The sequence below is a fragment of the Vibrio sp. 2033 genome (genome assembly GCF_033339735.1).
The window spans coordinates 119,355-146,068 of record NZ_JAWOVC010000003.1 but is presented as its reverse complement, the minus strand read 5'-3'; the positions used below and the strand labels follow the sequence as shown (position 1 = coordinate 146,068).

The 26,714-nt window shown below is 43.4% G+C and carries 22 protein-coding genes; 11 read left to right on the top strand and 11 right to left on the bottom strand.

Annotated features, from left to right (window positions below; translation table 11 throughout):
• Positions 1–170 precede the first annotated feature (170 nt).
• Entirely contained in the window at positions 171–698 is a 528-nt protein-coding gene (locus R7P74_RS06335) for a DUF6795 domain-containing protein (protein WP_262634055.1), read from the bottom strand.
• 1,295 nt (positions 699–1,993) lie between these two features.
• On the opposite strand from R7P74_RS06335, the gene R7P74_RS06330 reads away from it, so the two are divergent.
• Positions 1,994–2,254 (top strand): DUF5062 family protein, encoded by a 261-nt coding sequence (locus R7P74_RS06330; protein ID WP_115386623.1) that lies wholly within the window; start codon positions 1,994–1,996, stop codon positions 2,252–2,254.
• A 223-nt stretch (positions 2,255–2,477) separates the two neighbouring features.
• The gene (locus R7P74_RS06325; RefSeq protein ID WP_262634057.1) at positions 2,478–2,972 is read left to right on the top strand and encodes a YcxB family protein; all 495 of its coding nucleotides are present in this window, start codon (positions 2,478–2,480) and stop codon (positions 2,970–2,972) included.
• Positions 2,973–3,091: 119 nt separating this feature from the next.
• Here the strand turns inward: R7P74_RS06325 and R7P74_RS06320 are convergent, their stop codons facing one another.
• The 3 genes from R7P74_RS06320 to R7P74_RS06310 form a co-directional block, all read right to left on the bottom strand.
• Entirely contained in the window at positions 3,092–3,832 is a 741-nt protein-coding gene (locus tag R7P74_RS06320) for a helix-turn-helix domain-containing protein (RefSeq protein ID WP_262634058.1), read from the bottom strand.
• 104 nt (positions 3,833–3,936) lie between these two features.
• Positions 3,937–4,398, bottom strand: coding sequence for a carboxymuconolactone decarboxylase family protein (locus R7P74_RS06315; RefSeq protein WP_047104117.1), 462 nt, complete (start codon positions 4,396–4,398; stop codon positions 3,937–3,939).
• 196 nt (positions 4,399–4,594) lie between these two features.
• The gene (locus R7P74_RS06310) at positions 4,595–5,506 is read right to left on the bottom strand and encodes a DMT family transporter (protein ID WP_262634059.1); all 912 of its coding nucleotides are present in this window, start codon (positions 5,504–5,506) and stop codon (positions 4,595–4,597) included.
• A gap of 93 nt (positions 5,507–5,599) precedes the next feature.
• On the opposite strand from R7P74_RS06310, the gene R7P74_RS06305 reads away from it, so the two are divergent.
• The 3 genes from R7P74_RS06305 to R7P74_RS06295 all read left to right on the top strand — a co-directional run bounded on the left by R7P74_RS06305 (position 5,600) and on the right by R7P74_RS06295 (position 8,251).
• The gene (locus R7P74_RS06305) at positions 5,600–6,505 is read left to right on the top strand and encodes a LysR family transcriptional regulator (RefSeq protein ID WP_262634060.1); all 906 of its coding nucleotides are present in this window, start codon (positions 5,600–5,602) and stop codon (positions 6,503–6,505) included.
• Between the two features lie 266 nt (positions 6,506–6,771).
• Entirely contained in the window at positions 6,772–7,599 is an 828-nt protein-coding gene (locus R7P74_RS06300) for an MBL fold metallo-hydrolase (protein ID WP_225452537.1), read from the top strand.
• Positions 7,600–7,849: 250 nt separating this feature from the next.
• Entirely contained in the window at positions 7,850–8,251 is a 402-nt protein-coding gene (locus R7P74_RS06295) for a VOC family protein (RefSeq protein ID WP_137282666.1), read from the top strand.
• Positions 8,252–8,490: 239 nt separating this feature from the next.
• Here the strand turns inward: R7P74_RS06295 and gcvP are convergent, their stop codons facing one another.
• The 3 genes from gcvP to R7P74_RS06280 form a co-directional block, all read right to left on the bottom strand.
• A complete protein-coding gene (gene gcvP / locus R7P74_RS06290; RefSeq protein WP_137282665.1) occupies positions 8,491–11,355 on the bottom strand; it encodes an aminomethyl-transferring glycine dehydrogenase in 2,865 nt (954 codons plus the stop codon).
• Between the two features lie 126 nt (positions 11,356–11,481).
• Complete coding sequence (gcvH, locus tag R7P74_RS06285) at positions 11,482–11,862, bottom strand: glycine cleavage system protein GcvH (RefSeq protein WP_005376432.1); 381 nt, start codon at positions 11,860–11,862, stop codon at positions 11,482–11,484.
• Between the two features lie 53 nt (positions 11,863–11,915).
• A complete protein-coding gene (locus tag R7P74_RS06280) occupies positions 11,916–13,211 on the bottom strand; it encodes a serine hydroxymethyltransferase (protein ID WP_318122755.1) in 1,296 nt (431 codons plus the stop codon).
• A gap of 379 nt (positions 13,212–13,590) precedes the next feature.
• Here R7P74_RS06280 and R7P74_RS06275 point away from each other — a divergent pair, with 379 nt between their 5' ends.
• A complete protein-coding gene (locus tag R7P74_RS06275; protein WP_005376429.1) occupies positions 13,591–14,214 on the top strand; it encodes a helix-turn-helix domain-containing protein in 624 nt (207 codons plus the stop codon).
• A 260-nt stretch (positions 14,215–14,474) separates the two neighbouring features.
• Positions 14,475–15,593, top strand: coding sequence for a glycine cleavage system aminomethyltransferase GcvT (gene gcvT / locus R7P74_RS06270; protein ID WP_137282664.1), 1,119 nt, complete (start codon positions 14,475–14,477; stop codon positions 15,591–15,593).
• A 71-nt stretch (positions 15,594–15,664) separates the two neighbouring features.
• Here the strand turns inward: gcvT and vdeR are convergent, their stop codons facing one another.
• Entirely contained in the window at positions 15,665–16,393 is a 729-nt protein-coding gene (vdeR, locus tag R7P74_RS06265; RefSeq protein ID WP_005376423.1) for an efflux transporter transcriptional repressor VdeR, read from the bottom strand.
• 160 nt (positions 16,394–16,553) lie between these two features.
• Here vdeR and R7P74_RS06260 point away from each other — a divergent pair, with 160 nt between their 5' ends.
• The 4 genes from R7P74_RS06260 (at position 16,554) to R7P74_RS06245 (ending at position 22,622) form a co-directional block, all read left to right on the top strand.
• Positions 16,554–17,627: an efflux RND transporter periplasmic adaptor subunit gene (locus R7P74_RS06260; protein ID WP_017820965.1), complete on the top strand. Its 1,074-nt coding sequence runs from the start codon at positions 16,554–16,556 to the stop codon at positions 17,625–17,627.
• Positions 17,627–18,688 carry an efflux RND transporter periplasmic adaptor subunit gene (locus R7P74_RS06255; protein WP_005376420.1) on the top strand — a complete coding sequence of 354 codons (1,062 nt, stop codon included), beginning with the start codon at positions 17,627–17,629 and terminating at the stop codon, positions 18,686–18,688. Before R7P74_RS06260 ends, R7P74_RS06255 begins: the two co-directional genes overlap by 1 nt.
• Positions 18,688–21,747: an efflux RND transporter permease subunit gene (locus tag R7P74_RS06250; protein ID WP_318122754.1), complete on the top strand. Its 3,060-nt coding sequence runs from the start codon at positions 18,688–18,690 to the stop codon at positions 21,745–21,747. The genes R7P74_RS06255 and R7P74_RS06250 overlap by 1 nt, the downstream gene beginning before the upstream one ends.
• A 164-nt stretch (positions 21,748–21,911) precedes the next feature.
• Complete coding sequence (locus R7P74_RS06245) at positions 21,912–22,622, top strand: hypothetical protein (protein WP_318122753.1); 711 nt, start codon at positions 21,912–21,914, stop codon at positions 22,620–22,622.
• Positions 22,623–22,704: 82 nt separating this feature from the next.
• Here the strand turns inward: R7P74_RS06245 and fruA are convergent, their stop codons facing one another.
• The 3 genes from fruA to fruB are packed head-to-tail and all read right to left on the bottom strand — an operon-like array spanning position 22,705 to position 26,577.
• The gene (gene fruA / locus R7P74_RS06240) at positions 22,705–24,444 is read right to left on the bottom strand and encodes a PTS fructose transporter subunit IIBC (RefSeq protein ID WP_213872448.1); all 1,740 of its coding nucleotides are present in this window, start codon (positions 24,442–24,444) and stop codon (positions 22,705–22,707) included.
• 18 nt (positions 24,445–24,462) lie between these two features.
• Positions 24,463–25,434, bottom strand: a complete 972-nt coding sequence (gene pfkB, locus R7P74_RS06235; RefSeq protein ID WP_225491836.1) for a 1-phosphofructokinase — start codon at positions 25,432–25,434, stop codon at positions 24,463–24,465.
• 9 nt (positions 25,435–25,443) lie between these two features.
• Positions 25,444–26,577, bottom strand: a complete 1,134-nt coding sequence (gene fruB, locus R7P74_RS06230; RefSeq protein ID WP_047103539.1) for a fused PTS fructose transporter subunit IIA/HPr protein — start codon at positions 26,575–26,577, stop codon at positions 25,444–25,446.
• Between the last annotated feature and the right edge of the window lie 137 nt (positions 26,578–26,714).

Sequence of the window (26,714 nt, the reverse complement as noted above, 5' to 3'; positions counted from 1 at the left end):
AACTGTAACTAACATAAAAAACAATTACATTAATTTTGTGTCACCTAAAGATTAAATTGTTTTTAATAAAGTTTACACAACATAGATTGCACCATAATTAATTTGACAATTTTATATTTATGATTTTGTAGATTTTAATTATAGATAAATGCTATAGTTTTTAATGAGTGTTATCTATTTACTCTCAAGAATTTAATTAATTCACATTGGCTTAACACAGAATCTCCATATAAATGGAAATCATATTTTTTAATAGGGTTGCTAACTTCGCAATGTAAATTAGACATGTTTTCTCTTTCGTTATCTTCAATTGATAATTGCCTAGAGACTCCTTTCCAGATTATAGCTTTCTTGTTGTCAACTACTGCGGATATTTCTATAGACAACATCTTTTGAAAAATACCATCAAAAATACTTAGAACTTTTTTTCTTTTTCTTACAACTGAGTTAAATGTAAATACGCCATTTTTATTTGTAGTGCATATGTATTTTAATGAATGGTTACTAGATTTAATCCTAAGCTCTATAATGCAGTCTTGTATAGCAAATCCGTTCTTAGTAATACGTCCTTTGATGTTTGGAGTATACTCTTGGACTTCTTCACCACTAAAAAAATATCCAAACGTAAAAATAAAAATAAACATGATAACTAATATTAGCGCAAAGTATTCTAATACAGTAAAAAATAAATCTAACACAATTGGAATCCACTTAAAATGAAGCTGGCTAAAATTGCACATAATACGGCTAAGTGTAACACCTAGTCTATATTTGTGTGAGGTTCTCATCACAAATTCAATGATTTCACATAGGTTTACTTTCAAGATTGAGAACTATGTCCATGAACACGACCTATATAATCAATAAGTTATATTAATGAGAATAGGTAATTTCTAATATCTAGAAGTATAAAATTTTTAAAAAGAAGGTAGGTATGACTAAAAATTTAGTCATCAAGTTATCAAGTTATCAAGTTATCAAGATAGAACAATTATTCTCCAATTTTTATAAAAATAAAGATGATTAGTGTCATTATATTTTTGAGTTGTTCTATCCATGAGTAATTATGAAATTAAAATAAGAAATTCCAGCAATACATAATAATCATGTAAAGTTTAATAGGTAATAGGTGGTTATGGCTTCTATTGAAATAATTTATCATGACATGTCAATACTCACCCTAAAATTTATTTATTGCTGATAATGTTGTTAGTTTTATAAGTGAGTATAATATTAGCTAAATCAATAGGGAACGATAAGAAGTTGAGGATTTATTTCATTTAAAAAAGTTCCCATATGATACATAAAGTGTGTTAACTGAAAGTGTTAATTATCAGTGCTTAAAATTACTCGTAGTAGTTATAAATATATAGATATGTAACAGGTAACCTTACGGTTTTACCCACTTCTCTCGTTATTTTCTTGGCGTTTTAACTACTCATAAAGCTCTTCTGGCTAACTATTTTCTTGAAATATAAAGGCATACAAAACTAAATCTTCTAGACCATGTTCCAGCTAAATCAATTTTAGAGTTCTTTAATCGATTTCACGAAATAACTTAGTGGATAGAATCGAAACATCTGTTAACGTACCTATTTTGGTTAGTTGCACATGCTAATTTCTGTCATAATGAAACTGCTAATATATGTAATCTCTTACATATCTGTATTACTGAGTATCACATTGCTTAGACTGGGCTTGGAATCATGTTTGCGAGGCGATGTGTGAGCAAGCCACACGAGAAATATGATTAAAGGGTGTTGCAAAAAATGAATTTTTATTCGAGCTTGACGCTTTAGACGCGATTGTTAAAAAGTGCGGTCGGTTCGAGAGGCTAGACCGGCTGGTAGCAAACTCACCAATACAACAATTCGGTTTGTTTTTTTGTTCTTACTCGGAAGCAAGGCATAAACTTATCAATATGCGAGCTTACTAACACGCCATACGTGACACTTCATGTATTCTTAATTGAAGCGAAGAAGAGGATTTATCAATGTCAAAAAGCTCCAAGCTTCACAATGAAGACAAACTGGTTAAGAAGGCACTAGAGATTGGTGGGAAGATGGCGAAGCTACAAGGTTTTGACCTTCCACAGTCACCACAACCTCTAAGAGTAAAAGCGATTTACCTATTCTTGGTCGATGCCAAACAGATAACACCACTACCGGAAAGCAAGCTAGACGGCGCAAGCATCAAACACCGACTGGCAGTATGGATACACAGTGTATTGCCAGACAACGACCCTCTAAAGTAGAAAGTCTCACAAGTCACATAGGTCGCTAATTAATAAGGCGAGCCAAATGGTTCGCCTTGTTTGATCTTGGCGAGTGCACCGAGGTCTTTTGGCGTGGCGGTATCATTGATTTACAAAACAGAATCAAAAGGACTAAAGATAAATCCCGAGAAGCGCTACAATGCATGCGTTGCGAGAGTGCAACCAAGAATACTCATTTATAGAAGCCTTGAAGTAACCATACATGTCTAAAGATTTCGAATTCACTACAGAATACACACTCGACAAGCCATTTTTTGCTGAGTGTTATGATCAAACTAGCCAGCCAGTTAAGTTCCCGCAAGCGTATTTGAAAGGGATCCTCTTTCTAATTTTTGGTGTGGTTTTATTGGAGTTTGAACTGCTACCTAACGGTTACGTCGGTTGGTTCTTTATCGTATTGAGTGTGATTGAAGCGTGCAGCGTTTACTTCAAAAGAACTTGGTGGCTGTGGCGTCAAACCATCAGCTCAAGCCGCGGCAGTAAAGTGGTGTTTGAAGTGAATGCAGATGGCGTGCGCTACAAAAGCGGTAAAGTTGACCGCAGCCTCGCTTGGAATGAAATCGACCAACTCGAACAAACTGATTTGGGCTTTATCCTTCACCTTGGTAAACAACGCCAATACATCAGCAAATCTTGCTTAAGCGAAGAAGTGATCGCGTTTATGGTAGAGCGGCACGCGGCATCAAAAGCGAGCTAACCAACTCACATCAAGCTGGAATGAGCGATCGAAAAAGTAGGTGATATATGATCGAACATTGTAACAAGTATATGGTCGATTCTGAATCAATGGGGTTTGATGTAGAAAGCTAATAAGGTTTAGAGGTTTCTCTTTCGGACATACTGCTTCGGTGTCATGCGCGCAATCTGCTTACACTCTCTAGTCATGTGTGCTTGATCGGAAAAACCTTGCTCCAGCGCCAACTCCGATAAAGTAAGATCGGGTTGCGCTCGGAGTTGCTCTAAAGTGTGCTTCACTCGTTTAATGCGTTGGTAATGTTTAGGAGTAATCCCCAACCATTTCTGAAAATTGCGCTCTCTCTGGCGCTGACTGATGGTCCCTGTAGGTTGGTCAATAATGTGGCCGACATACTGCGGTTCATATTCCTCAATCAGTGTTTGAACCCAGCGATATAACGTAGAAATCCTTGCATATGGCGAACGAGCTGTTTGCTGAGACTCAAATGTTGCTAGTGCAGAAGAAGCCAAAGGGTGGTCGTCTTGAATCCGCAATAGCTGTTCTAGACGTTTACCAAATAGTTGATAACCAACAGCAGGATGAAAGCGTACGCCAGTCATCACCGTGCCTGGCGGTAGGCAGACTTGATGTGCCAGAATGCTCACAGGTAGTAGGACAACCCCTGGCGTTTGCCACTCACCATCCATTTGTACATCATTCTGTAAAATGAATACCACACCTGTACCAGCATCACTGAGTAATTGTTTACGTACGGTTTGCGTCGTATCAGGTTTGACGGATGCTGACCAAATGGCTTGAACATAGCCAGCTAAAGCCTTTTGAGGTTTTAAAATATCAAATTCTAAGTTCAAATGAATCATCCTATTTAACCTCAACTTAAATGAGAAAGTGATACACATGTACTTTTCATCCTATTAAGTTGAGGTATAAGCAGTGGCGTACAAGTAAGAACCGTCAAATAGAATTATCGAGGTTTATAGACTCCAACCTTTGGCTTAAATGCCTTAACTATTCGGTTCCAACTATTGATCGCGTTGATCGCAATTGTTAGGTTGACCATAGCTTCTTCTCCAAAGGTATTCAAGGTCAGCTGATAGCTATCATCATCTACTGGTAGGCCAGCAGTTAGTAATTCAGCCCAGCCAAGCGCAACGTGTTCTGCATCGCTGTAGAATGGCATATCTTTCCATGCACTAAGCCCCCATATACGTTCCGGCTTTTCACCTAACTTAAGCGCATCTTTACTATGCATGTCGATACAAAATGCACATTGATTGATTTGCGATATGCGTAACTTAACCAGTTCCCATATGATCATGTTCATAGTTTCTGATTGGCTAAATTGTTCATGGAAGTAAGCTTCCTGAGCGTATAGGATTTCTATTGCTTTTGGCGCTACTTCAATATAGTTGAGTCGTTTTTTCATGGTCATTCTCCTCTGTTTTTTACATAGTAAAAAACGCTCTTAGCAAAAGATTGAAGATTTTCGACATGCACTCAATAAAGTTAGATAAAAGAGTGAACGACGAAAGCGAAAAGTGTACCTATTGGAAACCAAGAAAACTTATGCCAATTAACAAAGTATTGCGCTAAATATTGCGACTTAAGGTTGGCGTCTATTTTTACTCCACCACCTTCCGTAAACGAGCAAAAGGTGCTGAGTTACCTATATACACACCAGCCGCAACGATAAAGACGCCTAAAACATTTTCCCATTGAGTCTGCTCACCAGAAATGAACGAAATCAGTAGAGTGAATACCGGCATAATATTAAATAATGGAGACATCTTATCTGGACCAAGAACGATAGCGCCTTTCATCCAAAAGTAATAAGCAATCAAAGTTCCAAACAGGCTCATGTAAGCTATTAATGCTAGGTCTTTAAATGTTATGGCATTTAAGCTAAGGCTAAAGTCGCCGTGGTACATCGCTATAGCGACCATTTGAATGGCACCAATACTTAACACCCAACGTAACTGCTGAGTTACTGGGATATGAGATGTTAAACGCTTAGCTAGAATTGTGTATAAACACCCACTAATTAAAGCAAATAACATGTATAGATCACCAATATTACTATTGCTGCTAATAGAATGAATATTTCCCCCTGTAATGACGATTACCACTCCACAAAAACTGATTAGTGCACCTAAAATAGTTTTAACCGAAATGGAAGTCTTGAGAATAAAGCCCGACAACAAGATGGTGACAAGTGGTAGGTTTGCCTGAACAACCGCTGCGTTAACTGGGGTAGTAAATCTCATTGCAGAGAAAATAGAGAAGTTTTGGATAGTTACACCCACGGTTGCTATAACAAACAACGACAACATACTTTTTCGTGTGAGTTTGGCTCCATATGGAGAGCGTTTAGTACCTCTTATCAGTAAGAGTATTAAAGCTGCAACGGAAAATCGTAACGTCGCTGAATCCAAAGGAGAGACATCGCTATTAATAGCCTTTATTACGTTAAAGTTACTAGACCAAAAAAAGATAGCGACAACAACACCGCACCAAATTGATAAATGCTTAGACATAGATCTTCCTGATAAAAATTAACTTGACGCGATAATGCTATATATTTCATATTTGATTTTTAATAGCCAAATTTAAGAGGGTTAATCCCAAATATGGAACGTCACTCTTTGGATGATCTTTTGTTATTCGTTTCTGTTGCTCGCTATCAAAGCCTAACACAAGCATCTGAGCGTCTTAATGTCCCGTTAGCCACGCTAAGCCGGAAGTTAAAAAAGCTGGAAACAAACTTAAATTGCAGACTATTTAACCGCGGTGCACACCACTTTGCATTAACAACTGATGGCGAAAAATATTATCAACTCTGTGAGCCGTTACTTCTTAGCTTAAATAATGTGACATCGAGAATTGCGACTGAGCGTCAGTCTTTAAGCGGAACGATAAAAATATCAGCGCCAATTAACATGACACAGATGTGGTTAAAGCGGTGCGTTTATGAATTTGCAGAGCAACATCCGAAGATATGTATCGATTTAGATGTACAGAATGAAAAAATCAATCTTGTATCTAACCGTGTCGATGTTAGTTTTCGTCTTGGTGATCTTATTGAACAAGACTGGATTGCTCAGAAATTATGGTCGATTCCATTTGCGCTTTGTGCATCACGAAGCTATTTAGAACAACACCAACCGATTACCCATCCAGAACAACTTGTTCATCATCGCCTAATTACGGTAAACAACGACAGCCAATGGAAATTAGTTAATCAAATCACCAATGAAACATTTGATCATCCGCTAAAGTTTCAATTCACTTCAAATGATGTACTACTAGTTAGAGACGCCGTCATCCATGGTTTAGGAATTGCTTGGATTCCAACCTATTACTTTCATGAGCTAAATCATGATCAACATAACCTGCTGCCTTTGTTGCCAGAATGGCAATGCTCGGGTAAAGAAGTATTCATTATGTATCGAGACCGCGATAAAAGGCCTGCAAGAGTTGATGCATTTATTGAACATGTCTTAAATTGGAAAAATCGCATTCAAATGTTTGCTTGAAAGAGGTTTATCACATTGTGCTGTGCCGGTAACCTCAAGTGAAGCTTCATGACTCTGCTTCAATTGAGTTCATTTATTTAACCTCTAAAAGAATCATGAATACATAGGCAGTTAATAGGATTCGAGTTTACAAGTGATTCGGTCAGCTAAAACTCAAGCTAAGTAGAAAGTATTTGCAGTTGTATTTGCCTCTGAAAATCGTTTAGAGCTTTCTCATCCGCGAGGTTCTATAAGAAATTATTAAGGATATATTTGTGTGTGATTTCGTGAAAAAAATTATTGTAGGTTTACTTTTCAGTGCTTCGTCTTTTGCTTCCTTAAGTCAATATGTTCCAGCAATGAATGATAAGAACGGTTATGTAGAACCATTTCAAATGTTTGATAATGTCTATTATGTAGGCGACAAGTGGGTCTCATCATATGCCATTGCTACAGACGACGGACTCGTTATCATTGATACGCTTGACTTCCCTTACTCTGAGTGGATACCTATCAACCTAGAGAAGCTAGGGCTAAAAGATAAGCCAATAACGCACATATTGGTAACTCATGGGCATTCTGACCACGTTGGAGGCGCCCAGTTACTTCAAGAGAAGTATGGTTCCAAAGTCGTGATGACCAAAAGCGCTCATGAACTATCTATACAGCAATCAAACAAAAGCGAAGGTGAGAACAAGTTCCTTCCTCCAAATTTAGACATAGAGATAAAAAGCGATAGCTCTATGGCTATTGGTGGACATGAGTTTAAGTTCTATCTCACACCTGGCCACACGGAAGGTGATTATTCCTTAGACTTCACTGTTGAAGATAATGGCGAACAATATCGTGCTTTTATCGTTGGTGGGCATAGCGTAAGTAGCAATGATCCAGAAGTTATTGGCCAGTTCCTGACTAGCATGGAGAAAATTAGAAAAATTTCACTACAGGCACCTATTGTGAACGTTAACCTTTCGAACCATCCACATAAAAATTTCCTTTTTGAAAATAGGAAGAAGCTCGGCACAAGCGGTAACCCGTTTATCAGTGAGGCAAACTTCTTCATGTTCCTTAAGCAACAAGAAGATTTAGCTAAGGGAAAACTAGAAGAACTATAATACCGTGGTATACGAGCAGCCTTCGTTATTAGGTTAGAGATTTGCTCTTGAGTTATAGCTAAGGCTTTGATGAGTTGCTCAATCAAGATTCGACACTTGTGGTAGCTATATTGTTTGTAGGTTCTAGTGGCAAAGGCGCTGTGGGTAAACATTCGTATTGTGTGCCTTAAACATTTGCAAGGCGTTACGTGCTTTCTAGAAAAGTCTCAAAATAGCGTACAATTAGCGTTTTGACACAGCGGAAATCATCATGGCCAAAACTGTTCAGCAGCAAATCGGAAACATTGCTCTAGTCGTTGAAAATTACGACGATGCTATCGAATTCTATACTCGAAAACTTCAATTCACTCTGGTTGAAGATACCAACCTAGGTGGTGGTAAACGCTGGGTTCAAGTTTCTCCTCCAAACTCCAATGGTACAAACCTACTTTTAGCTCAAGCGAGTACACCGGAGCAAACGCATGCAGTAGGAAATCAAACAGGTGGCCGTGTTTTCCTGTTTCTGCAAACTAATGATTTTTGGCGTGACTACGAGTTGATGAAGAAAAATGGTGTTGTATTTAATGAAGAGCCTCGTGTGGAAGAATACGGGACAGTGGTGGTGTTCCAAGATCTCTATGGTAATAAATGGGACTTACTGCAACTGAACTAGAAACTACATAGCACCTGCATAACATAGTGTTCATGAGGAGTTTCCAACAAGCTTTTAAGGCTCTGAGATATTAGTGCTAATTCAGAGGTTCCCAGAAGTCACTGTATTTCTAAATCACTTTTGTGCAAACAATAACTAGCCATCATTCCTTCTCGATGTATCAACAAATGTTAGGGTGGCACACCAAAAACAAAGGCGAACCAAACGGTTCGCCTTTGTTTATTTAGATTCTACAAAAATTAATCTTCGTAGTTATCGATGCTTGGGCATGAACAGATTAGGTTACGGTCGCCGTATACGTTATCCACGCGATTTACCGTTGGCCAGTACTTCCAAGATTTGGTCGCTTTAGACGGGAAGCAGCCAATCTCGCGAGAGTAAGGGCGGTCCCAATCTTCAGCTGAAAGATCAACTTGTGTGTGTGGCGCGTTAACAAGTGGGTTGTTATCCAGTGGCCATTCACCGTTTTTCACTTTCTCCATTTCTTCGCGGATAGCGATCATCGCATCACAGAAGCGGTCCAGCTCTTCTAGATCTTCCGATTCCGTTGGCTCAACCATTAGCGTGCCCGCTACAGGGAACGACATAGTTGGTGCGTGGAAACCGTAGTCCATTAGACGTTTCGCGATGTCTTCTTCGCTGATACCTGTTTCTTCTTTCAGCGGACGAATGTCGATAATACATTCGTGCGCTACGCGGCCATTTTTGCCACGGTAAAGAACAGGGTAGTGTTGGCGAAGTGTTTCCATCACGTAGTTTGCGTTCAGAATTGCTACTTTTGTAGCATCTGTTAGGCCAGCTTCGCCCATCATTGCGATGTAAGCCCAAGAGATAGGTAGGATAGAAGCGCTACCCATATCTGCTGCTGATACTGCGAAATCTGCGCCTTCTACACCGTCTTCAATATGCCCTGGTAGGAAAGGAGCTAGGTGAGATTTCACACCGATAGGACCCATACCCGGACCGCCACCACCGTGCGGGATGCAGAAGGTTTTGTGTAGGTTTAGGTGAGAAACGTCTGAACCGATGAAGCCTGGTGATGTTAGACCAACCTGCGCGTTCATGTTAGCGCCGTCTAGGTAAACCTGACCACCTGCGGAATGAACCATTTCACACACTTCTTTCACTTTCTCTTCGTAAACGCCGTGCGTAGAAGGGTAAGTGATCATAATGCTTGATAGGTTGTCTTTGTGTTTCTCGATTTTCGCTGCTAGGTCGTCGATGTCGATGTTGCCTTCTTCATCACACTTAACCACAACCACTTTCATTGACACCATAGATGCTGTCGCAGGGTTAGTACCGTGTGCAGAGCTTGGGATCAAACATACGTTGCGGTGACCTTCGCCACGGCTTTCGTGGTAGCGTTGAATCGCGATAAGACCTGCGTACTCACCCGATGCACCAGAGTTTGGTTGCAGTGAGAATGCGTCATAGCCAGTGATTTCACATAGCTTTTCTTTAAGATCTTTTGCGAGTGCTGCGTAACCAGCTGCTTGTTCTGCTGGTGCGAACGGGTGGATCGAACCAAACTCAGGCCAAGTTACTGGAATCATCTCTGCTGCTGCGTTCAGCTTCATCGTACAGCTGCCCAGTGGGATCATGCCGTGCGTGAGTGAGAAGTCTTTGTTCTCTAGCTGTTTTAGGTAACGCATCATCTGTGTTTCGCTGTGGTGCGTGTTAAACACAGGGTGTGTGAGATATTCTGTTGTGCGGCGCAATGCTTCTGGAATGGCTGCAAACTCGTTGCCTGCGATTTCAGTTGATAGTGCTGCGACTTCTTCTTTCACACCGAATACTGCGAATAGGGCTTCTACATCTGCCACGGTTGTGGTTTCGTCGAAGCTCACACCTAGCTGAGTACCCAACTTACGTAGGTTGATGTCTGCGGCTAGTGCTTTCGCGTATAGGTCTTCAGTTTGTGCACCTGTGTTGATAGTGATGGTGTCGAAGAAGCTGTTGTGAGCAAGCTCGAAGCCGCCTTTAGTTAGGCCAGCGGCTAGGATGGCTGTCATGTGGTGCGTACGACGAGCAATCGTGCGTAGACCTTCTGCGCCGTGGTAAACCGCGTAGAAAGACGCCATGTTCGCTAGCAGTGCTTGAGCAGTACAGATGTTTGAAGTCGCTTTTTCACGACGGATGTGCTGTTCACGCGTTTGCATTGCCATACGCAGTGCTTGGTTACCGTTGGTATCGATAGAAACACCGATAACACGACCAGGCATTGTACGCTTGTGCTTATCACGAGTTGCCATGAAAGCAGCGTGTGGACCGCCGTAACCCATCGGCACGCCAAAACGTTGTGCTGAACCGATTGCTACGTCTGCGCCCATTTCACCTGCAGGTTTAAGTAGGGTAGAAGCAAGAAGGTCCGTTGCTACAGTCACTAGTGTTTTGTTTGCTTGCGCTTTAGCGATGATGTCCGTTAGGTCACGAACTTCACCTGTTGTACTTGGGTATTGAACTAGTGCACCGAACACGTCTTGCTCTGGTAGTGATTCTAAAGAACCAACCAAGACTTCAAAGCCGATGAATTTCGCACGAGTTTTTACCACTTCGATGGTTTGTGGGTGAACGTCGTCAGCAACGAAGAATACGTTGCTCTTGCTTTTACCCGCACGCTTACAAAGTGTCATCGCTTCTGCTGCTGCCGTTGCTTCATCGAGCAATGACGCGTTCGCGATTTCCATACCAGTAAGATCCATCACCATTTGTTGGTAGTTTAGAAGTGCTTCTAAACGACCTTGTGAGATCTCTGGTTGGTAAGGGGTGTAAGCAGTGTACCAGCCCGGGTTTTCCATCACGTTGCGTAGAATCACGTTCGGCGTGAAGGTGTTGTAGTAACCCTGACCAATGAATGTACGTTTAACTTGGTTCTGATCGGCGAACTTACGCATTGCTGCCAGCATGTCTGCTTCGCTTTTCGCTTCTGCCAAGCTCATTGGTTGCTCTAGGCGAATTTGTGCTGGTACGGTTTCGTCGATAAGCGAATCTAGGCTAACTGCGTTGATCGCTTCCAACATTTTCTGTTTGTCAGATTTGTTTGGTCCATTGTGGCGAGCAACGAACTCGTTTTGTGTGCTGAGGCTTTGAAGTAATTCAGTCATTGTCCTTTACCTACTCCTTGGTTCGGGTAACGGATTTGCGTTACTGATAAATTAAATTATACGTCCGAACCTAGAAAAAAAGCTGTTCTCTAAACAGGCTAGGGAACAGCTTTCGTCACATCCTAATTACTCTTCTTCGATAGAGTTTAGGTATTCGTCTGCGTCTTTCAGGTTATCTAGTTCAGATACATCAGACATCTTCACTTTTACGATCCAGCCACCTTCGTACGGCTCTTCGTTAATTAGCTCTGGGCTGTCTTCTAGTTCTTCATTGATTTCTACGATTTCACCAGTGATTGGTGCGTAGATGTCTGACGCTGCTTTTACAGATTCAACGAGAGAGAAGCTTTCACCTGCTTCAACTTCGTCTTCTACGTCTGGTAGGTCAACGAATACCACGTCACCTAGCATTTCTTGTGCATGCTCAGAAATACCAATTGTTACTGTGCCGTCACCGTTGTCACGTACCCACTCGTGGCTATCTGCAAACTTCAGTGTTTTGTCCATTGCTTAATCTCCGAATAACTTGTCAGGAATTATTATGATTTCAAAAAAATCGTTTACTGGTATAGAGGAAAGCGACTGCAAAGTTCTTTTACTTCTTTGCGAACGCGTTTTTCAACTTCTGCGTCACCTTCAGGGTTGTTCACTAAACCGTCCAGTACGTCACCAATCCAATTACCGATGAGTTTGAATTCTTCAGCGCCAAAGCCGCGGCTTGTACACGCAGGCGTTCCTAAACGGATGCCCGATGTAATCATAGGCTTCTCTGTATCGAATGGGATGCCATTTTTGTTACATGTGATCCCAGCACGCTCTAGAGCTTCTTCTGCTTTATTGCCTTTCAACCCTTTCGGACGAAGGTCAACCAGCATTAGGTGCGTGTCTGTGCCACCAGTTACGATGTCGCAACCGCGAGTTTGCAATACTTCCGCTAGGACTTTTGCGTTATTGATCACCGAATCAATATAAGTTTTAAATTCAGGGCCAAGCGCTTCACCAAATGCGACCGCTTTGGCTGCGATAACGTGCATCAGTGGGCCACCTTGTAGGCCAGGGAATACGGCTGAGTTGATTTTCTTAATGATGTCTTCGTGGTTAGTAAGAATCATACCGCCGCGAGGGCCACGCAATGTTTTGTGTGTTGTAGTCGTAACAACGTGTGCGTGTGGCAGTGGGCTAGGGTGTGCGCCTGTTGCGATAAGACCAGCGATGTGCGCCATGTCGACCATAAGAATTGCATTTACTTCGTCTGCGATTTCACGGAATTTTGCAAAGTCGATAGTACGTGGAATAGCGCTACCACCTGCGATGATCATTTTAGGTTGGTGCTCAAGTGCTAGCTCACGAACATCTTCGTAGTTAATTTCTAGTGTTTCGCGATCAACACCGTATTGAACTGCATTAAACCATTTACCAGAAAGTGCAGGGCGTGCGCCGTGCGTCAGGTGACCACCTGCGTCTAAAGACATACCAAGAATGGTGTCACCAGGTTGAAGCAGTGCCAGCTTTACTGCGCCGTTTGCTTGTGCGCCTGAGTGTGGTTGAACGTTTGCGTATTCACAATTGAAAAGTTTTTTTGCGCGTTCGATAGCAATGGCTTCCACTGTATCTACGTGCTCACAACCACCATAGTAACGGCGACCTGGGTAACCTTCAGCGTATTTGTTTGTTAGGCATGTGCCTTGAGCTTGCATTACCGCTTTAGAAACAATGTTCTCAGAAGCGATAAGTTCGATTTGTTCGTTTTGGCGAGCGGATTCCGCTTGAATTCCAGCAAAGACAGCATCATCTGTCGCAGAGAGGTTGGTAGAGAAAAAGTTTTCCAAGCTGTGGTTAGGGTAACTCTTATTCATGGTAGTTGACCTTCCAAATCTGAAAATGAACCCGCAATAGATGAGTTATGATTTGCGGTTGTGGTTCATTTGTCCTCAAAAACAGCTGAACTGCGTAGCAGAACAGAGTGAACATCCGGCCCTAAATTTGGGCAAAAACTCCGTTGGATGGCGTGTTTCCTTTACCAATCTCTTACGGAAATATGCATCTCTACATCTAACAAGTTGGTAACATAGCGCCTGTGACGGGAACAATCAACCAAAAATTTCCTATAGGAAACAAGATTTCAAAATTTGTTAACAAGAGCACGCTTTAATTCACTTGGTGGACTTCTATCCACTATGTGCTTCATGCACAATGCGAGTAAGACAAAAAATATGGATATCTATAGAGGGATTTATGGCAGAAAGTATTTACGATGAATACCCATCGATGACGTTGGCAAAAGAGCAACATGACCAAAATATCGAGCCGTTAAAACTGGGCCAGCGTATTAAGGATATCCGCTCGAAACTCGGTATCACATTAGAAGAAGCGAGTCAGCGAACCGGGCTTGCTCGATCTACACTGAGCAAAATAGAAAATGAGCAGATCTCCCCGACGTTTCAAGCGATGCAAAAATTGGCACTAGGCTTACAAATTGACATGCCACAACTCTTTGAGCCACCTAGAAAAAAGGTAGCGACAGGGCGCAGGGATGTTACCAAGAAGAATGAAGGTAAACCACACCCAACACAAACCTATGAACATGAACTGCTCGCGACACAACTTTCCAATAAGAAAATGATGCCGTTTAAGAGCCAAATTCGAGCTCGTAGTTTTGATGAATATAAAGACTGGGTTCGTCATGACGGCGAAGAATTTTTACTTATCTTATCTGGTGAGGTCATGTTCTATTCTGAGTTTTACGAACCTGTTGTTTTAAGCGAGGGAGACAGCGTTTATTACGATGCAAATATGGGACATATGTTGACCAGTGTTAGCGAGGAAGATGCGCTCATTTTGTGGGTGACAGCCAAATAGTGATAAATACTTGTAAATTTCCTATAGTGAAAGCAAACGATTGCTGTTGGTGGTCGTTATGATGAAAAAGCGCTTTTTTGATGAGAACTTGCTCATTAAAGCGCTTTTTTTGTACGATTTGTTGTGATTAAAATGTTAAGAGTCACACTTTTGCAAGTCGATCTACGTCTTGTTCGTGCAAAATAGAATGAGCCATGTTTATTATTGGAAACACATCGAATGCCGATAGCATTCTCGGGTCTATCTAAATGGAGACGAAAATGACTCAAGAACTACTGAAAACACCACTACACGCACTTCACGTTGAAGTTGGTGCCAAAATGGTCCCGTTCGCGGGTTACGATATGCCTGTTCAGTATCCTCTAGGCGTAAAGAAGGAACACTTACATACTCGTGATGCGGCAGGTCTGTTTGATGTTTCTCACATGGGACAGCTTCGCCTAATTGGTGACGGTGCAGCTGCGTTCCTAGAAACATTAGTCCCAGTGGATATTGTGGATCTTGAGTCTGGTAAACAGCGTTACGCTTTTTTCACTAATGAAGAGGGCGGCATCATGGACGACTTGATGGTGGCTAACCTAGGCGATCATCTGTTTGTGGTTGTGAACGCAGCATGTAAAGCGCAAGATATCGCACACCTACAAGCGCATTTACCATCTGGTGTTGAGCTAGAAATTATCGAAGACCGAGCTCTACTTGCAATCCAAGGCCCTAAAGCGGCGGCTGTATTGGTGCGTTTTGCACCAGAAGTTTCTGAAATGCTGTTCATGGATATTCGTAAAGTCGATATTTTAGGCGCCGAGTGCATTGTTTCTCGTAGTGGTTATACAGGCGAAGACGGTTACGAAATCTCGGTTCCTGCTGACAAAGCGGAAGAGCTAGCACGTAAACTGACTGCGGAAAATGAAGTTGAATGGATTGGCCTTGGTGCTCGTGATTCACTTCGTCTTGAGTGTGGCCTTTGTCTATACGGTCATGACCTAGACACAACAACAACACCCGTTGAAGCGAGCTTGCTATGGGGTATCCAAAAAGTTCGTCGTATTGGTGGTGAACGTGAAGGTGGTTTCCCTGGCGCAGACATTATTCTTAAGCAGATTGAGACTAAAGATGTGGCGCGTAAGCGTGTGGGTCTAGTAGGTCAAACCAAAGCGCCAGTGCGTGAAGGTGTTGAACTGTTTGATGCTGACGGCGTTAAAATTGGCGTTGTAACCAGTGGTACGGCGGGCCCGAATGCAGGTAAGCCAGTCTCAATGGGGTATGTTCGTGCGGATTTGGCGGCGATTGGTACTGAAGTGTTCGCTGAAGTGCGTGGCAAAATGCTACCAATGACAGTTGAAAAAATGCCGTTCGTACCACAACGCTACTACCGTGGTTAAAACGAATTGAAACAAAAATGCCGAGCTTTGTAGCTCGGCATTTTTTATGTCTTCTTTTCGCTTGTTTACTTTTAGTTTACTGCTTCATCAATAGTACAGCACATATCAATAACGATATCTTCAAGCTTTTCCGGATGAATCATCTCTTCTTTTGGGATCCCAAATTGAGAGGCCATAATGGTATTAAACAATTCCCAATGCTTGATCAGCAGTTTTTCGCGATTATCTGCAATATCCGGCCATGTTTCTTGCATCATTGGCGCGAGACTGACAGCACCATGTGCGAAGATCAACATTTGCCACTTTGATTCCCACTGATCAAATTGTGCATTAGGGTTTTCGCTGTTGTACTGCTCGAAAATTCCGGTAAATATTGCAGCGAACTCATCTTTTGACTTTAAGAAATACTGCAGTAGAGCACCGTCATCGCCTTGTCGAATGGCATCGGCGATCATCTGTACTGGATGAGGATTGACGAGAGCAAATGCTAGCATGCGAACCATAAACAGATAAATTTTTCTATTCGAAGGTGTGTTCTCCGGCATTTCATTGATGAGTTCAGCCATATAGCACTGCATGAACTCGTCCATTGCATCGCTAACCGCTTGCCAGATTTTCTCTTTGCTGCCGAAGTGGTGACGGATCAAACTATGTGAAACACCAGCCTTTTCACTGATATTGCGCAGCGAGACACGCTCGTAACCAAGTTCACAAAACATATCTGCTGCCACTTTAAGGATCAGACACTTAGTTTGTTCTGCTGCTTCAGCACTTCTACGCCCCTGCTTTCTTTCATTCATAGTTCGAATTTTCCCGAATATTAATCACGCGCTTACTTTTACCAGAAACCGAACGCTTTGACTAATTAATTTGCTATCCACCTGGAAAATATGTTGATCAATTTCAAATTCTGCTTATACTGCACGGCTGTGTAATATATAAAACCTACGGAGAAAGCGGGTGCGAAAACAATATTTAAAGCGCACTTTAGTTGGCGCAGTGGTGACATTAAGTCTTTCTGGGATGCTAACTGGGTGTAATAAAGCCATTTCTGAGCCGTCTGAACCTTTAATCAAACCTGTAAAATTACTGGCGGTGAAAGACCTAGAACTTGAAGACTCGCACGCCTTTTTAGCGCGTATTGATGCAACACATCGCGCGCAGCTTTCTTTTCAGGTTGGTGGAGAGGTTGATGAATTACGTGTACGCATGGGTCAAAAAGTCCAAAAAGGTGAAGTGCTCGCAACGTTAGACCCTAAAGATCTTCAGCTTGCGTTAGATGCCGCTCAAGCGCAGTACGCGTTAGCGAAAACACAATGGGACCGCGCGAAAAACCTTTACGGAAAAAAACTCATTAGTACTGATGAGTACGATCAGAAAGAAACTCAATATAAAGCGGCATTGGCGAACTACGAACAAGCTAAAACCGATTTGAGCTATACCAAAATTCACGCACCGTTTGATGGCATTGTGTCATATACCTATGTCAACCCGTTTCAAGTAGTAGCAGAGAAGCAGGAGATCTTGAATCTCATTGATAACACGACGTTGGATGTATCTTTCACCTTGCCAGTAAGTTATGCGGAATCTGTATCACTTGAGTCACTGCAAAACTCCGATATGTGGGTGACGATGGATAGCGAGCCAGGAAAACGTATCCCTGGGCAATTTAAAGAAATCTCGACGCAGCCAAACATCGATACCAATAGTTATGAGGCGATCGTGACCATCACTCGACCAGAAGATCGCAATTTGCTGACAGGTATGACTGGGCAGGTACACATTGCTAAACAACATGTATCGGACGCGATGACGTTACCTCAGTCTGCTTGGGTCAACAAAAATGGGACGCAAGGTGAAGTTTGGGTAATGGACAGAAGCACGCAGCAGGTCAATAAAGTCACTGTGTCACTTGACGCAGCAGGTGGTGTGAAAGCCGGGCTTGATAACAATGATTACGTTGTTATTGCTGGTGTTGAGAGACTGGTTGAAGGACAAGTGGTGAAAGCTTGGGTTCGTGAGGGAGGCATTTAATGAAACGTTCTCTACTTACGATCTCTGCGATTGCACTTGCAGTTTTAACAGGGTGCAAAAATGAAAACCAAGCTATCGTCGAGCAGCCACTTTTTGTGTCGACTATCTCGGTGGATGCACCAGTACAAAGTCAACATCGCGCGTTCAAAGGCATAGTAGTGCCTGCAGAGCAAACGCCAATGGCATTTCGCCGCGCTGGGGAAGTTCAGCACGTATTGGTTAAAGCGGGTGACGTTGTGAAGCAGGGGCAAATGATCGCAAAGCTAGATGATAGCAAAGAGAAGCAAGCCGTGAATGACGCAGAAGCACAATACACACTTGCAATTCGTCAGCTTAAACGCGGTGAAGACTTGCATGCACGTCAAATGATTTCAAAAGCGGAACTTGATGAGCTAACCGCCAATAAAGAGCTAGCTGAGGCTACTTTCTATAACGCGACCAATCAATTGAATTACACCCGTTTATTCGCCCCGTTCGCCGGTAAAGTATCCGATGTTTTCAAAGAACGTTTTGAGCGTGTGGCAATTGGTGAACCCGTGTTAAACCTATACCAAAACGATTTGGTTTACGTGCGTATTGAGCTTTCCGACAATGTTTTAGCGATGGTAGACCCAAACTCAGACAGCATGAGCTACAAGCCTAGAGCAACCTTCTCCGGCATCGATGGCAGATTTGCTTTGGACTATTTAGAGCACACAAGTGAACCCAACGCTGAAACTCAAACCTACGAAATGTACTTGACGATGCCACAGCCAAAAACAGAGATATTGCCGGGAACCAGCGTAAGCGTTTTGGTCGATATGGTGAAGGCGGGCATTACCTCTATCGATGGTTACAGTGTGCCTGTCACGGCGCTTCAAGCAGGCAGTGAAGGGAATGAGTTCTTTGTGTGGAAAAAAGAAGGTGACATTGTCACACGGGTGCCTGTCATGATTTCTCAAGTGAATGGCAATGGAGCCATTGTGTCGTCAGGTGTTAGCCAGGGCGATATTCTGATTAATTCAAATCTGCGTAAATTACGCGAAGGTAAACATGTGGATGTTGTGGAGAATAACCAATAATGAACATTGCTGAGTATTCAATAAAAAACAAAGTCATCAGCTGGTTGTTCATTATTATCCTTGCTGTTGGTGGTTTAACGTCATTTTTGGAGCTTGGACGATTAGAAGACCCGGCATTTACGATCAAAGATGCCATGATCATCTCAACATACCCTGGCGCGACGTCAAAAGAAGTTGAAGAAGAGCTGACGTATCCTCTAGAAAAAGAGATTCGAAAACTCCCTTATATCGACAAAATTACCTCTACGTCTTCTAATGGTATGTCTCAAATAACGGTGAGCATGGAAATGGACTATGGTCCTGATGAACTGCCGCAAATTTGGGATGAAATGCGCCGTAAAATTAATGATTTACGACCATCATTGCCTCAAGGTGTTCAGTCTTTACAGATCATTGATGATTTCGGTGACGTTTATGGCGTGATGTTAATGCTCACTGGTGACGATTACGACTATGTAGAGCTGAAACGTTATGCGGATTACCTGACCCGTGAAATCGAGCTTGTTGATGGTGTTGGTAAGGTAGACATCACGGGCGATCAGCAAGAAATGCTATTCGTTGAGATCTCACTTGATCGCCTTGCTGCACTGAACTTAGACATGAATGTGGTTTCGAGCTTGTTGAACCAGCAAAACAATGTGGTTTCAGCAGGGGAAGTGATGGTCAATGGCGAAAGCCTTGTTATTCGCCCAAGCGGCACCTTAAACACTGTAGAAGCACTAGAAAATCTGATCATTCATGGCCGTGACACAGGAAATCTAATTCGTCTAAAAGACGTAGCAACGATTTCTCGCGGTATTCAAGAGAAGCCAGGCAACGTCGTGCTCTTTAACGGTCAAAAAGCGATTAATATCGGTATCTCGTTTGCATCGGGTGTGAACGTGGTTGAGGTTGGTGAACGTTTGGATGCGGAGCTCGCGAGCCTTGAGTCTATCAAGCCTGCTGGCATCGATATGAACTACTTTTACAACCAAGCCAATGAGGTGGATGAATCTGTTAAAGCGTTTGTAATTAGTCTAGCGGAGGCAGTGGCGATCGTAATCATTGTGTTGCTGTTTACTATGGGTTTACGCAGTGGTGTCATCATTGGAGTTGTGTTGTTATTGACGGTATTTGGTACCTTCATTTTGATGAATTACAACAACATCGAACTGCATCGTATTTCTCTTGGCGCGTTAATTATTGCCTTGGGTATGCTGGTTGATAACGCGATTGTTGTCGTGGAAGGCATATTAGTTGGCCTAAAGAAAGGGCGTACCAAAGTTCAAGCGGCTGTCGATATTGTAAAGCAAACACAATGGCCTTTGCTGGGCGCAACTGTTATTGCAATTACGGCTTTTGCACCTATCGGCTTGTCGCAAGATGCGACAGGTGAGTTCATGGGCTCTCTATTCTGGGTGCTGTGTTTCTCACTATTTTTAAGCTGGATTACCGCTATTACACTGACGCCTTTCCTTGCCGATCTTTTGTTGAAAGAGGAAAACAAAGAGCAAGGTACTAGCGAAGATGATCCTTATAAAGGCTGGTTGTTTGTCGTATTTGGGGCATCGCTGAAATTTGCATTGCGATTCCGCTGGCTTACCGTTGCTGGCATGGTGGCGCTATTAGTGGGTGCTGTCGTGGCATTTGGTAATGTAAAACAGCAGTTCTTCCCACCATCGAATACGCCGATGTTCTACGTGGATATGTGGATGCCAGAGGGTACTGACATCCGTGAAACGATCAAAAAAGCTGAAGAGGTCGAAAGCTACATTCGTCAGCAAGATGATATTGACTTTGTTTCTGCTTCGATTGGGCAGGGCCTACAGCGTTTTGCTTTAACCTATCAACCAGAAAAAAGTTACGAAGCGTACGCTCAGTTCCAAGTTCGCGCGACTGATCGTGAGAAAATGTTTGGTTTGCTGCATAAGTTAGATGCGAATCTGGCGAAAACATTTGATGCGCCTACGTTCCAGTTTAAATTGATGGAATTTGGTCCATCACCAGCGTCTAAGATCGAAGCGCGTATTACTGGCCCTGATCCACAAGTTTTACGTGACTTGGCGGTGCAAGTTGAAGACATCCTTCATACCGATCCTGGTGCCCGAAACATTCGTCACGATTGGCGAGAACGCACCAAGGAACTTGTACCCGTTTTCAATGAGTCTAAAGCTCGTCGCTTAGGTATTTCGAAAGAAGATCTTTCAAGCACACTGCAAATGGCGTTTGGTGGTAGCACCTTAGGTTACTTGCGTGATGGTACACATACGTTGCCAATTATGACACGCCTTCCTGAAGAAGAACGCGTAGATTTTGAATCACTACAAAACGTGACCATTTGGAGTCCTTCGTTGCAAACGTATATTCCGGTTGATCAAGTGATTGATGGCGTTCAACTGGATTGGAGTGAGCCGCTAATTCAGCGTCGTGACCGTAAGCGTACGTTAACCGTTCTCGCGGACCATGATGTGTTGAGTGACGACACGGCAGCAAGCTTATTTGCTCGTGTACAGCCTAAAGTGATGGCATTGCATGTTCCAGAAGGATACGAAATCACATGGGGTGGTGAGTACGAATCATCCAAAGATGCACAAGAAGGCCTATTCGGTTCATTGCCGATGGGTTACTTGTTGATGTTCATCATTACTATTTTACTGTTTAACTCAATAAAAAAGCCGTTGGTCATTTGGTTCACCGTTCCGTTAGCGATCATTGGCGTTGCTTTTGGTTTGCTTACCACGAACATGCCGTTCAGTTTTACAGCATTCCTTGGTTTGTTAAGCCTAAGTGGCATGATTTTGAAAAACGGTATTGTGTTGCTTGACCAAATTAACCTTGAGTTGGAGTCAGGTAAAGATCCTTACCTCGCGATTATCGATAGTGCGATAAGCCGCGTTCGTCCGGTAAGTATGGCTGCCCTAACAACTATCTTGGGGATGATACCACTGGTCTTCGACGCCTTCTTTGGCTCGATGGCAATAACGATTATGGCAGGTCTTGGTTTTGCTACTGTACTGACACTGATAGTGGTGCCAGTGATGTTTGCAATTCTGTTTAGGGTAAAACCGACCACTGCATAGGGACTCCTGGCTATTTGCCAGCTTCCTGCCTAGCCCTGAAGGTTTTCTTCGGGGCTTTTTTGATCTTACTAATCATTCATTTGCTTGATTTTAATGATTTTCTTACGATTACAATGCAAATCATGCGTATACTGATGTAACGACACATCAAAGATTGAGATTACATGAATAAGTGCATATTAAACGGACTCTTCTTCGTTGGTTCTTTCACCTTGGTTGGCTGCACCGCGACGGATAGCATGCCGACAGAAACTAAACAACCTGCCCCTAAAATCAACAGTGTTAGTGCTGAAGTCATTTCCAGTTGGATTGATAGTAAGGTTTTAGCCCCTGAAGGGCTGTCGCTCGAGCAAGACAATCTACGTTATCTATCGGGTAGCGCCGACCTAAACAGCGACGGAAAGACAGAACACATAGTGTTGCTTCAAGATCGCTATTTCTGTGGTAGTGGTGGCTGCTCTGCATATATGTTTGATAATGAGGGAAACGTTATTAATCGAATGTCGGTAACTCGCACGCCTATTGTACTAGCCAACAGTTACAGTAATGGTTGGCAGGACTTTATCGTTTGGAGTAATGGCTCATATCGACTCATGAGTTACAACGGTGAGTCTTATCCAAGTAACCCGTCACTAGAGCCAAAGGTGGATCGAGACGCTAACCAGCAGGCGGCAATCGCAAATGTAATGGCGACAGAGCTTTATCAGCAAGACGGCTATGACATTCTGCCCGCAGAATCAAAAACCTTGTGGACGCCAGCTAACGTTTACCACTTTACCTTCAAGCACTACGGTGACCCGCATAGCGCTTATCAAGCAACGGTGGATATGAGCAGTGGGGAAGTAGACATTGTAGCCGTTCCGGCTGCGGAATAAAAAACACCTCCCTTAACCGGAATTAAAGGGAGGTGCTAAATGCCAAATTCGAGGGTGGCATTGTTAACCGGAGTCGCTCTAATTAGGCTGCGACTTCTTGCTTCGCTTCTGCTTTGCTTTTTAAGAATGCGTAAGTAAAGCCAGTTACCGCTGTACCCGCTGCAATAGCCACTAAATACATTAATACTGGTGAAATTGCGTTAGGAATTAGCAGCACGAATAGACCGCCGTGTGGTGCCATTAATTTCGCACCGAATAGCATCGATAGGGCACCAGTAAGCGCGCCACCTGCCATACAAGATGGAATCACGCGCATTGGATCTTTCGCAGCAAATGGAATTGCGCCTTCAGAGATGAAACACAGGCCCAAGACAAATGATGCTTTACCAGCCTCACGTTCATTTTGTTCAAATTTGTTCTTCGCAATGAAGGTCGCTAAACCCATACCTAGCGCAGGAACCATACCTGCGGCCATGATTGCCGCCATTGGCGCGTAAGTTTGTGAAGCCAGAAGGCCAACACCAAATGCGTAAGCGGCTTTGTTTACCGGGCCTCCTAGGTCGAAACACATCATTGCGCCAAGGATAATACCCAGTAGTACTGCACTGTCAGATCCCATGTTGTTTAGGAAGTCAGTCAGGCCGTTCATGATGCCTGAAACTGGGCCGCCTACGATGTAGATCATGACAAGTCCGGTGAACAATGTTGCCACAAATGGAATGATCAGAATCGGTTTAAGCGCCTCCATCGATTGTGGCAGTTTCACCTTATCTGCGAGGAGTTTTGCTGCGTAACCGGCAATGAAGCCAGCTGCGATACCGCCAAGGAAACCTGCGCCAGTAGAACTTGCTAGCATACCACCAACAAGACCAGGAGCCAGACCAGGACGGTCAGCGATTGAAAACGCAATATAGCCAGCAAGTACAGGAATCATCAGTGCGAATGCAGAGCCACCACCAATGTTCATCAAGGCTGCTGCTAGTGTGCCTTCTTCTTTAAATGCTTCAATACCGAACACGAAAGATAGTGCGATGATCAAACCACCTGCAACGACAACAGGAAGCATGTGCGAAACACCCGTCATTAGGTGTTTGTAAGCGCCTTTTTTCTCTTCGGTGGTAGATGAAGAGTTAGCTGAACCAGAATGCTGATACACAGTGGCTTGCTCGAATGCTTTGTCCATCTCTTCGGCTGTTTTTTTCAGAGCTGGACCTGTTTTCGTGCGGTACATCTTTTTGCCGTTAAAGCGATCAAGTGGCACTTCAATATCCGCAGCAATGATCACCAGATCGGCGTCTGCAATTTCTTGCTCAGTCAGTTGGTTTTTAGCGCCAACTGAACCACGAGTTTCCACCTTGATTTGATGGCCACGACGCTTGCCTTCTTCTTCTAAAGCTTCTGCCGCCATAAAGGTATGCGCAACGCCAGTAGGGCAAGCGGTGATTGCAACAATTTTCTTCGCTGCTGATGTTGTATCTGCAGTGATAGGGGCTGCAAGTGTGGTTGCTTTTTCAAGTAAAGTGGCGTTTTCAACCGCTTGCTGGAGAAACGCAGTTGCGTCTTTTGCTATTTCGCTAATTTCCGCTTGGTAAACCTTTTTTCCTACAAAACGAGAAGTGTCGACGCTAGTATTTGCCGCAATGACAATGACTTCGGCTTGTTCAACGTCAGCTTCCGTCAATAGTGTTGGTTCAACCACACTTGATTGACATTCTATTTTGGCATTCCAGTTTAATTTTGCGGCGGCTTGTTCTAGTAATCCTGCCGCAAGGATGCTATTTGCTACACCGCTCGGACAGGCAGTAATAATGGCAATATTCATACGATAACCTTCTGTTCCTTAGTTTTGTTCTAAGTTTGTAATAGGGTAAAGCGCGCTAACTTCAGTTTGTCGCTTGATATTTTCCAGTTCTTCCTGACTGGTTAGCCCTACGCCAACTTGACTAACTGCCAAAGCAGAAAGTGCCGTAGCGAAGCGCAATAAATCGTTTTTAGGCATCAGTTGCATGTGGCCCCAACACAAGCCAGCGACCAGCGTATCGCCTGCGCCAACGGTGCTCACGACATTCATTCGAGGCGGTTTTGCACTAAGCCATTCGCCTTGGTTGAGCCACATAACACCGTCAGGTCCCATAGAAACCACGATGTTTTCTATGCCTTTGTCGCTCAGTGTTTGCGCAGCAGCTTGGCATTGTTCTGGCGTTGAAAGGTGCTCGCCGACAAAGTCACTTAGCTCTTCGTCGTTTGGTTTGATCAACCAAGGATGAGCGTCGATGCCTGCGCGTAGTGCTGCTTTGCTGCTATCGAACAACACTTTCTTGCCTTGCTGATGCAGCTTCTCAATCCATGCTGCGCATTGCTCTGCAGTAACACCGACCGGTAGGCTGCCTGCCAATACAAAGTAATCATGCGTCTCCGCTAGACGAAATAGTGTCTCCTCAAAGCGAGTAATTTCGTCGGTCGTTACTTGAACGCCAGGGAAGTTGATATCACTGACGTTGCCATTGGCCTCAACTAGCTTAACGTTGATACGAGTGGCACCCTCTACTTCCACAAATTCATTCTTAACGTTGATGTCATTGAAAAGCTGATGAAATAGCTCAGGGTTATCTTTACCGAGAAAGCCGGTAACCGTAACGTCTGCGCCTAAATCGCTCAATACTTTTGCTACGTTGACACCTTTACCAGCAGCGTGGAGATTGCTTTGCTGTACTAAGCTCACGGAACCAACGTTTAGTTCATTTACTGAGCCTGTTAAATCCAATGCCGGGTTGAGCGTAATAGTGACAACCTTATTTGTTTTGTTTGTCATATCGGATCCTTAACCTTCACCAAGGCCAGAAGCGATTGCATTTCCGATAGACTCCAAGGCTTGCGGGGCATCAGGGCCTTCTGCTGTAAATTGAAGTTGGTGACCGTGCTTAACGCCCAGCGCGATAACTTTCATTAGGCTCTTCGCGTTTACTGCTTTTCCATCTCCGTCTAGGTTGGCAACACGTATAGTGGATTCAAACTTTTTCGCTTCTGCGACTAACATTGCCCCCGGACGAGCATGTAGGCCGTGAGAGTTTTTGATTTTAAATACAGCGGTATTGCCTTCTTCTGAAGATGCGGCTGTGACTTCTTCACCTTTGAACAAAGCAAGAATCTGTTCTACTGATGCATCTAAAAGCTTGCCGTGTTCATTGTTAAACACAATATTAGAAAGCGTTTTTAGGATAGGTTGGTGAGCATTGTTACATGCTGCGAACGCGAAAAGTGCACGCACTTTTTGACCTTCATATTCGCAGTCGTTTGCCGTCGAGACAAATGACACACCTGTGCGAGTGACATGTTTGTCACTGCCAATTAACCACAGGCCATTACCTAAGTGAGTTGGTTGTTTGGTAACGAGATCGGCAACGAATTCGTTATCAGCACATCCCGTATTTTTCAACAGACCACCTGCTACAGCACTCATCTGTAGCATGTCGCTCGCAGGGAACATCAGTTGAATTAAAGAAGCGTCAAAGTCTGCTTCAAGCTGAACATCACCGTGCAGTAGGGCGATGATTTCGTCTTCATTTTTTGCATTACGCAGACGCTCTTCTACGCCATCTGCGCCTAGCACTTTGGTGAGCTGTTTAAGAATGCCAAGGTGCTCATCAGATTTAGCTGCGATACCGATAGCGACGAACACAGTATTGCCATCACCCCAGTCGACACCTTGTGGGAAGTGATGCACAGCAACACCCGTTGTTTTCACCATTGCACGAGTGTCGGTTGTACCGTGCGGGATGGCGATACCGTTCCCCAAAAACGTAGAGTTTTGGTTTTCACGGTTTAGCATGCCTTCAACGTAACCGCGTTCAACTAGGCCTTTATCAGTCAGGCTATGAGCAATACTCTTTATTGCTTCAAACTTATCTGTCGCTGATTGCGAGAGGGTAATGTCGTTCTTATTTAGCTTAAGCATGGTGCTTCTCCAGCCTTAAGGTATCAATTTAAAAATGTATTCTGTGTGAGAAGTTGAACGCCGCTTCTTCTGAGCGCTTATCACTCCTCAAACCTTTTATCTTTCAAGCTAAATCGATTCAGCTTGTTGGTAAATTT

What these genes read in the sequence shown, in the direction of transcription:
- R7P74_RS06330 (WP_115386623.1), top strand. Translation starts at nt 1,994, where the DNA reads ATGTCAAAAAGCTCCAAGCTTCACAATGAAGACAAACTGGTTAAGAAG.
- R7P74_RS06325 (WP_262634057.1), top strand. Translation starts at nt 2,478, where the DNA reads ATGTCTAAAGATTTCGAATTCACTACAGAATACACACTCGACAAGCCA.
- R7P74_RS06320 (WP_262634058.1), bottom strand. Translation starts at nt 3,832, where the DNA reads ATGATTCATTTGAACTTAGAATTTGATATTTTAAAACCTCAAAAGGCT.
- R7P74_RS06315 (WP_047104117.1), bottom strand. Translation starts at nt 4,398, where the DNA reads ATGAAAAAACGACTCAACTATATTGAAGTAGCGCCAAAAGCAATAGAA.
- R7P74_RS06310 (WP_262634059.1), bottom strand. Translation starts at nt 5,506, where the DNA reads ATGTCTAAGCATTTATCAATTTGGTGCGGTGTTGTTGTCGCTATCTTT.
- R7P74_RS06305 (WP_262634060.1), top strand. Translation starts at nt 5,600, where the DNA reads ATGGAACGTCACTCTTTGGATGATCTTTTGTTATTCGTTTCTGTTGCT.
- R7P74_RS06295 (WP_137282666.1), top strand. Translation starts at nt 7,850, where the DNA reads ATGGCCAAAACTGTTCAGCAGCAAATCGGAAACATTGCTCTAGTCGTT.
- gcvP (WP_137282665.1), bottom strand. Translation starts at nt 11,355, where the DNA reads ATGACTGAATTACTTCAAAGCCTCAGCACACAAAACGAGTTCGTTGCT.
- gcvH (WP_005376432.1), bottom strand. Translation starts at nt 11,862, where the DNA reads ATGGACAAAACACTGAAGTTTGCAGATAGCCACGAGTGGGTACGTGAC.
- R7P74_RS06280 (WP_318122755.1), bottom strand. Translation starts at nt 13,211, where the DNA reads ATGAATAAGAGTTACCCTAACCACAGCTTGGAAAACTTTTTCTCTACC.
- R7P74_RS06275 (WP_005376429.1), top strand. Translation starts at nt 13,591, where the DNA reads ATGGCAGAAAGTATTTACGATGAATACCCATCGATGACGTTGGCAAAA.
- gcvT (WP_137282664.1), top strand. Translation starts at nt 14,475, where the DNA reads ATGACTCAAGAACTACTGAAAACACCACTACACGCACTTCACGTTGAA.
- vdeR (WP_005376423.1), bottom strand. Translation starts at nt 16,393, where the DNA reads ATGAATGAAAGAAAGCAGGGGCGTAGAAGTGCTGAAGCAGCAGAACAA.
- R7P74_RS06255 (WP_005376420.1), top strand. Translation starts at nt 17,627, where the DNA reads ATGAAACGTTCTCTACTTACGATCTCTGCGATTGCACTTGCAGTTTTA.
- R7P74_RS06250 (WP_318122754.1), top strand. Translation starts at nt 18,688, where the DNA reads ATGAACATTGCTGAGTATTCAATAAAAAACAAAGTCATCAGCTGGTTG.
- R7P74_RS06245 (WP_318122753.1), top strand. Translation starts at nt 21,912, where the DNA reads ATGAATAAGTGCATATTAAACGGACTCTTCTTCGTTGGTTCTTTCACC.
- fruA (WP_213872448.1), bottom strand. Translation starts at nt 24,444, where the DNA reads ATGAATATTGCCATTATTACTGCCTGTCCGAGCGGTGTAGCAAATAGC.
- pfkB (WP_225491836.1), bottom strand. Translation starts at nt 25,434, where the DNA reads ATGACAAACAAAACAAATAAGGTTGTCACTATTACGCTCAACCCGGCA.
- fruB (WP_047103539.1), bottom strand. Translation starts at nt 26,577, where the DNA reads ATGCTTAAGCTAAATAAGAACGACATTACCCTCTCGCAATCAGCGACA.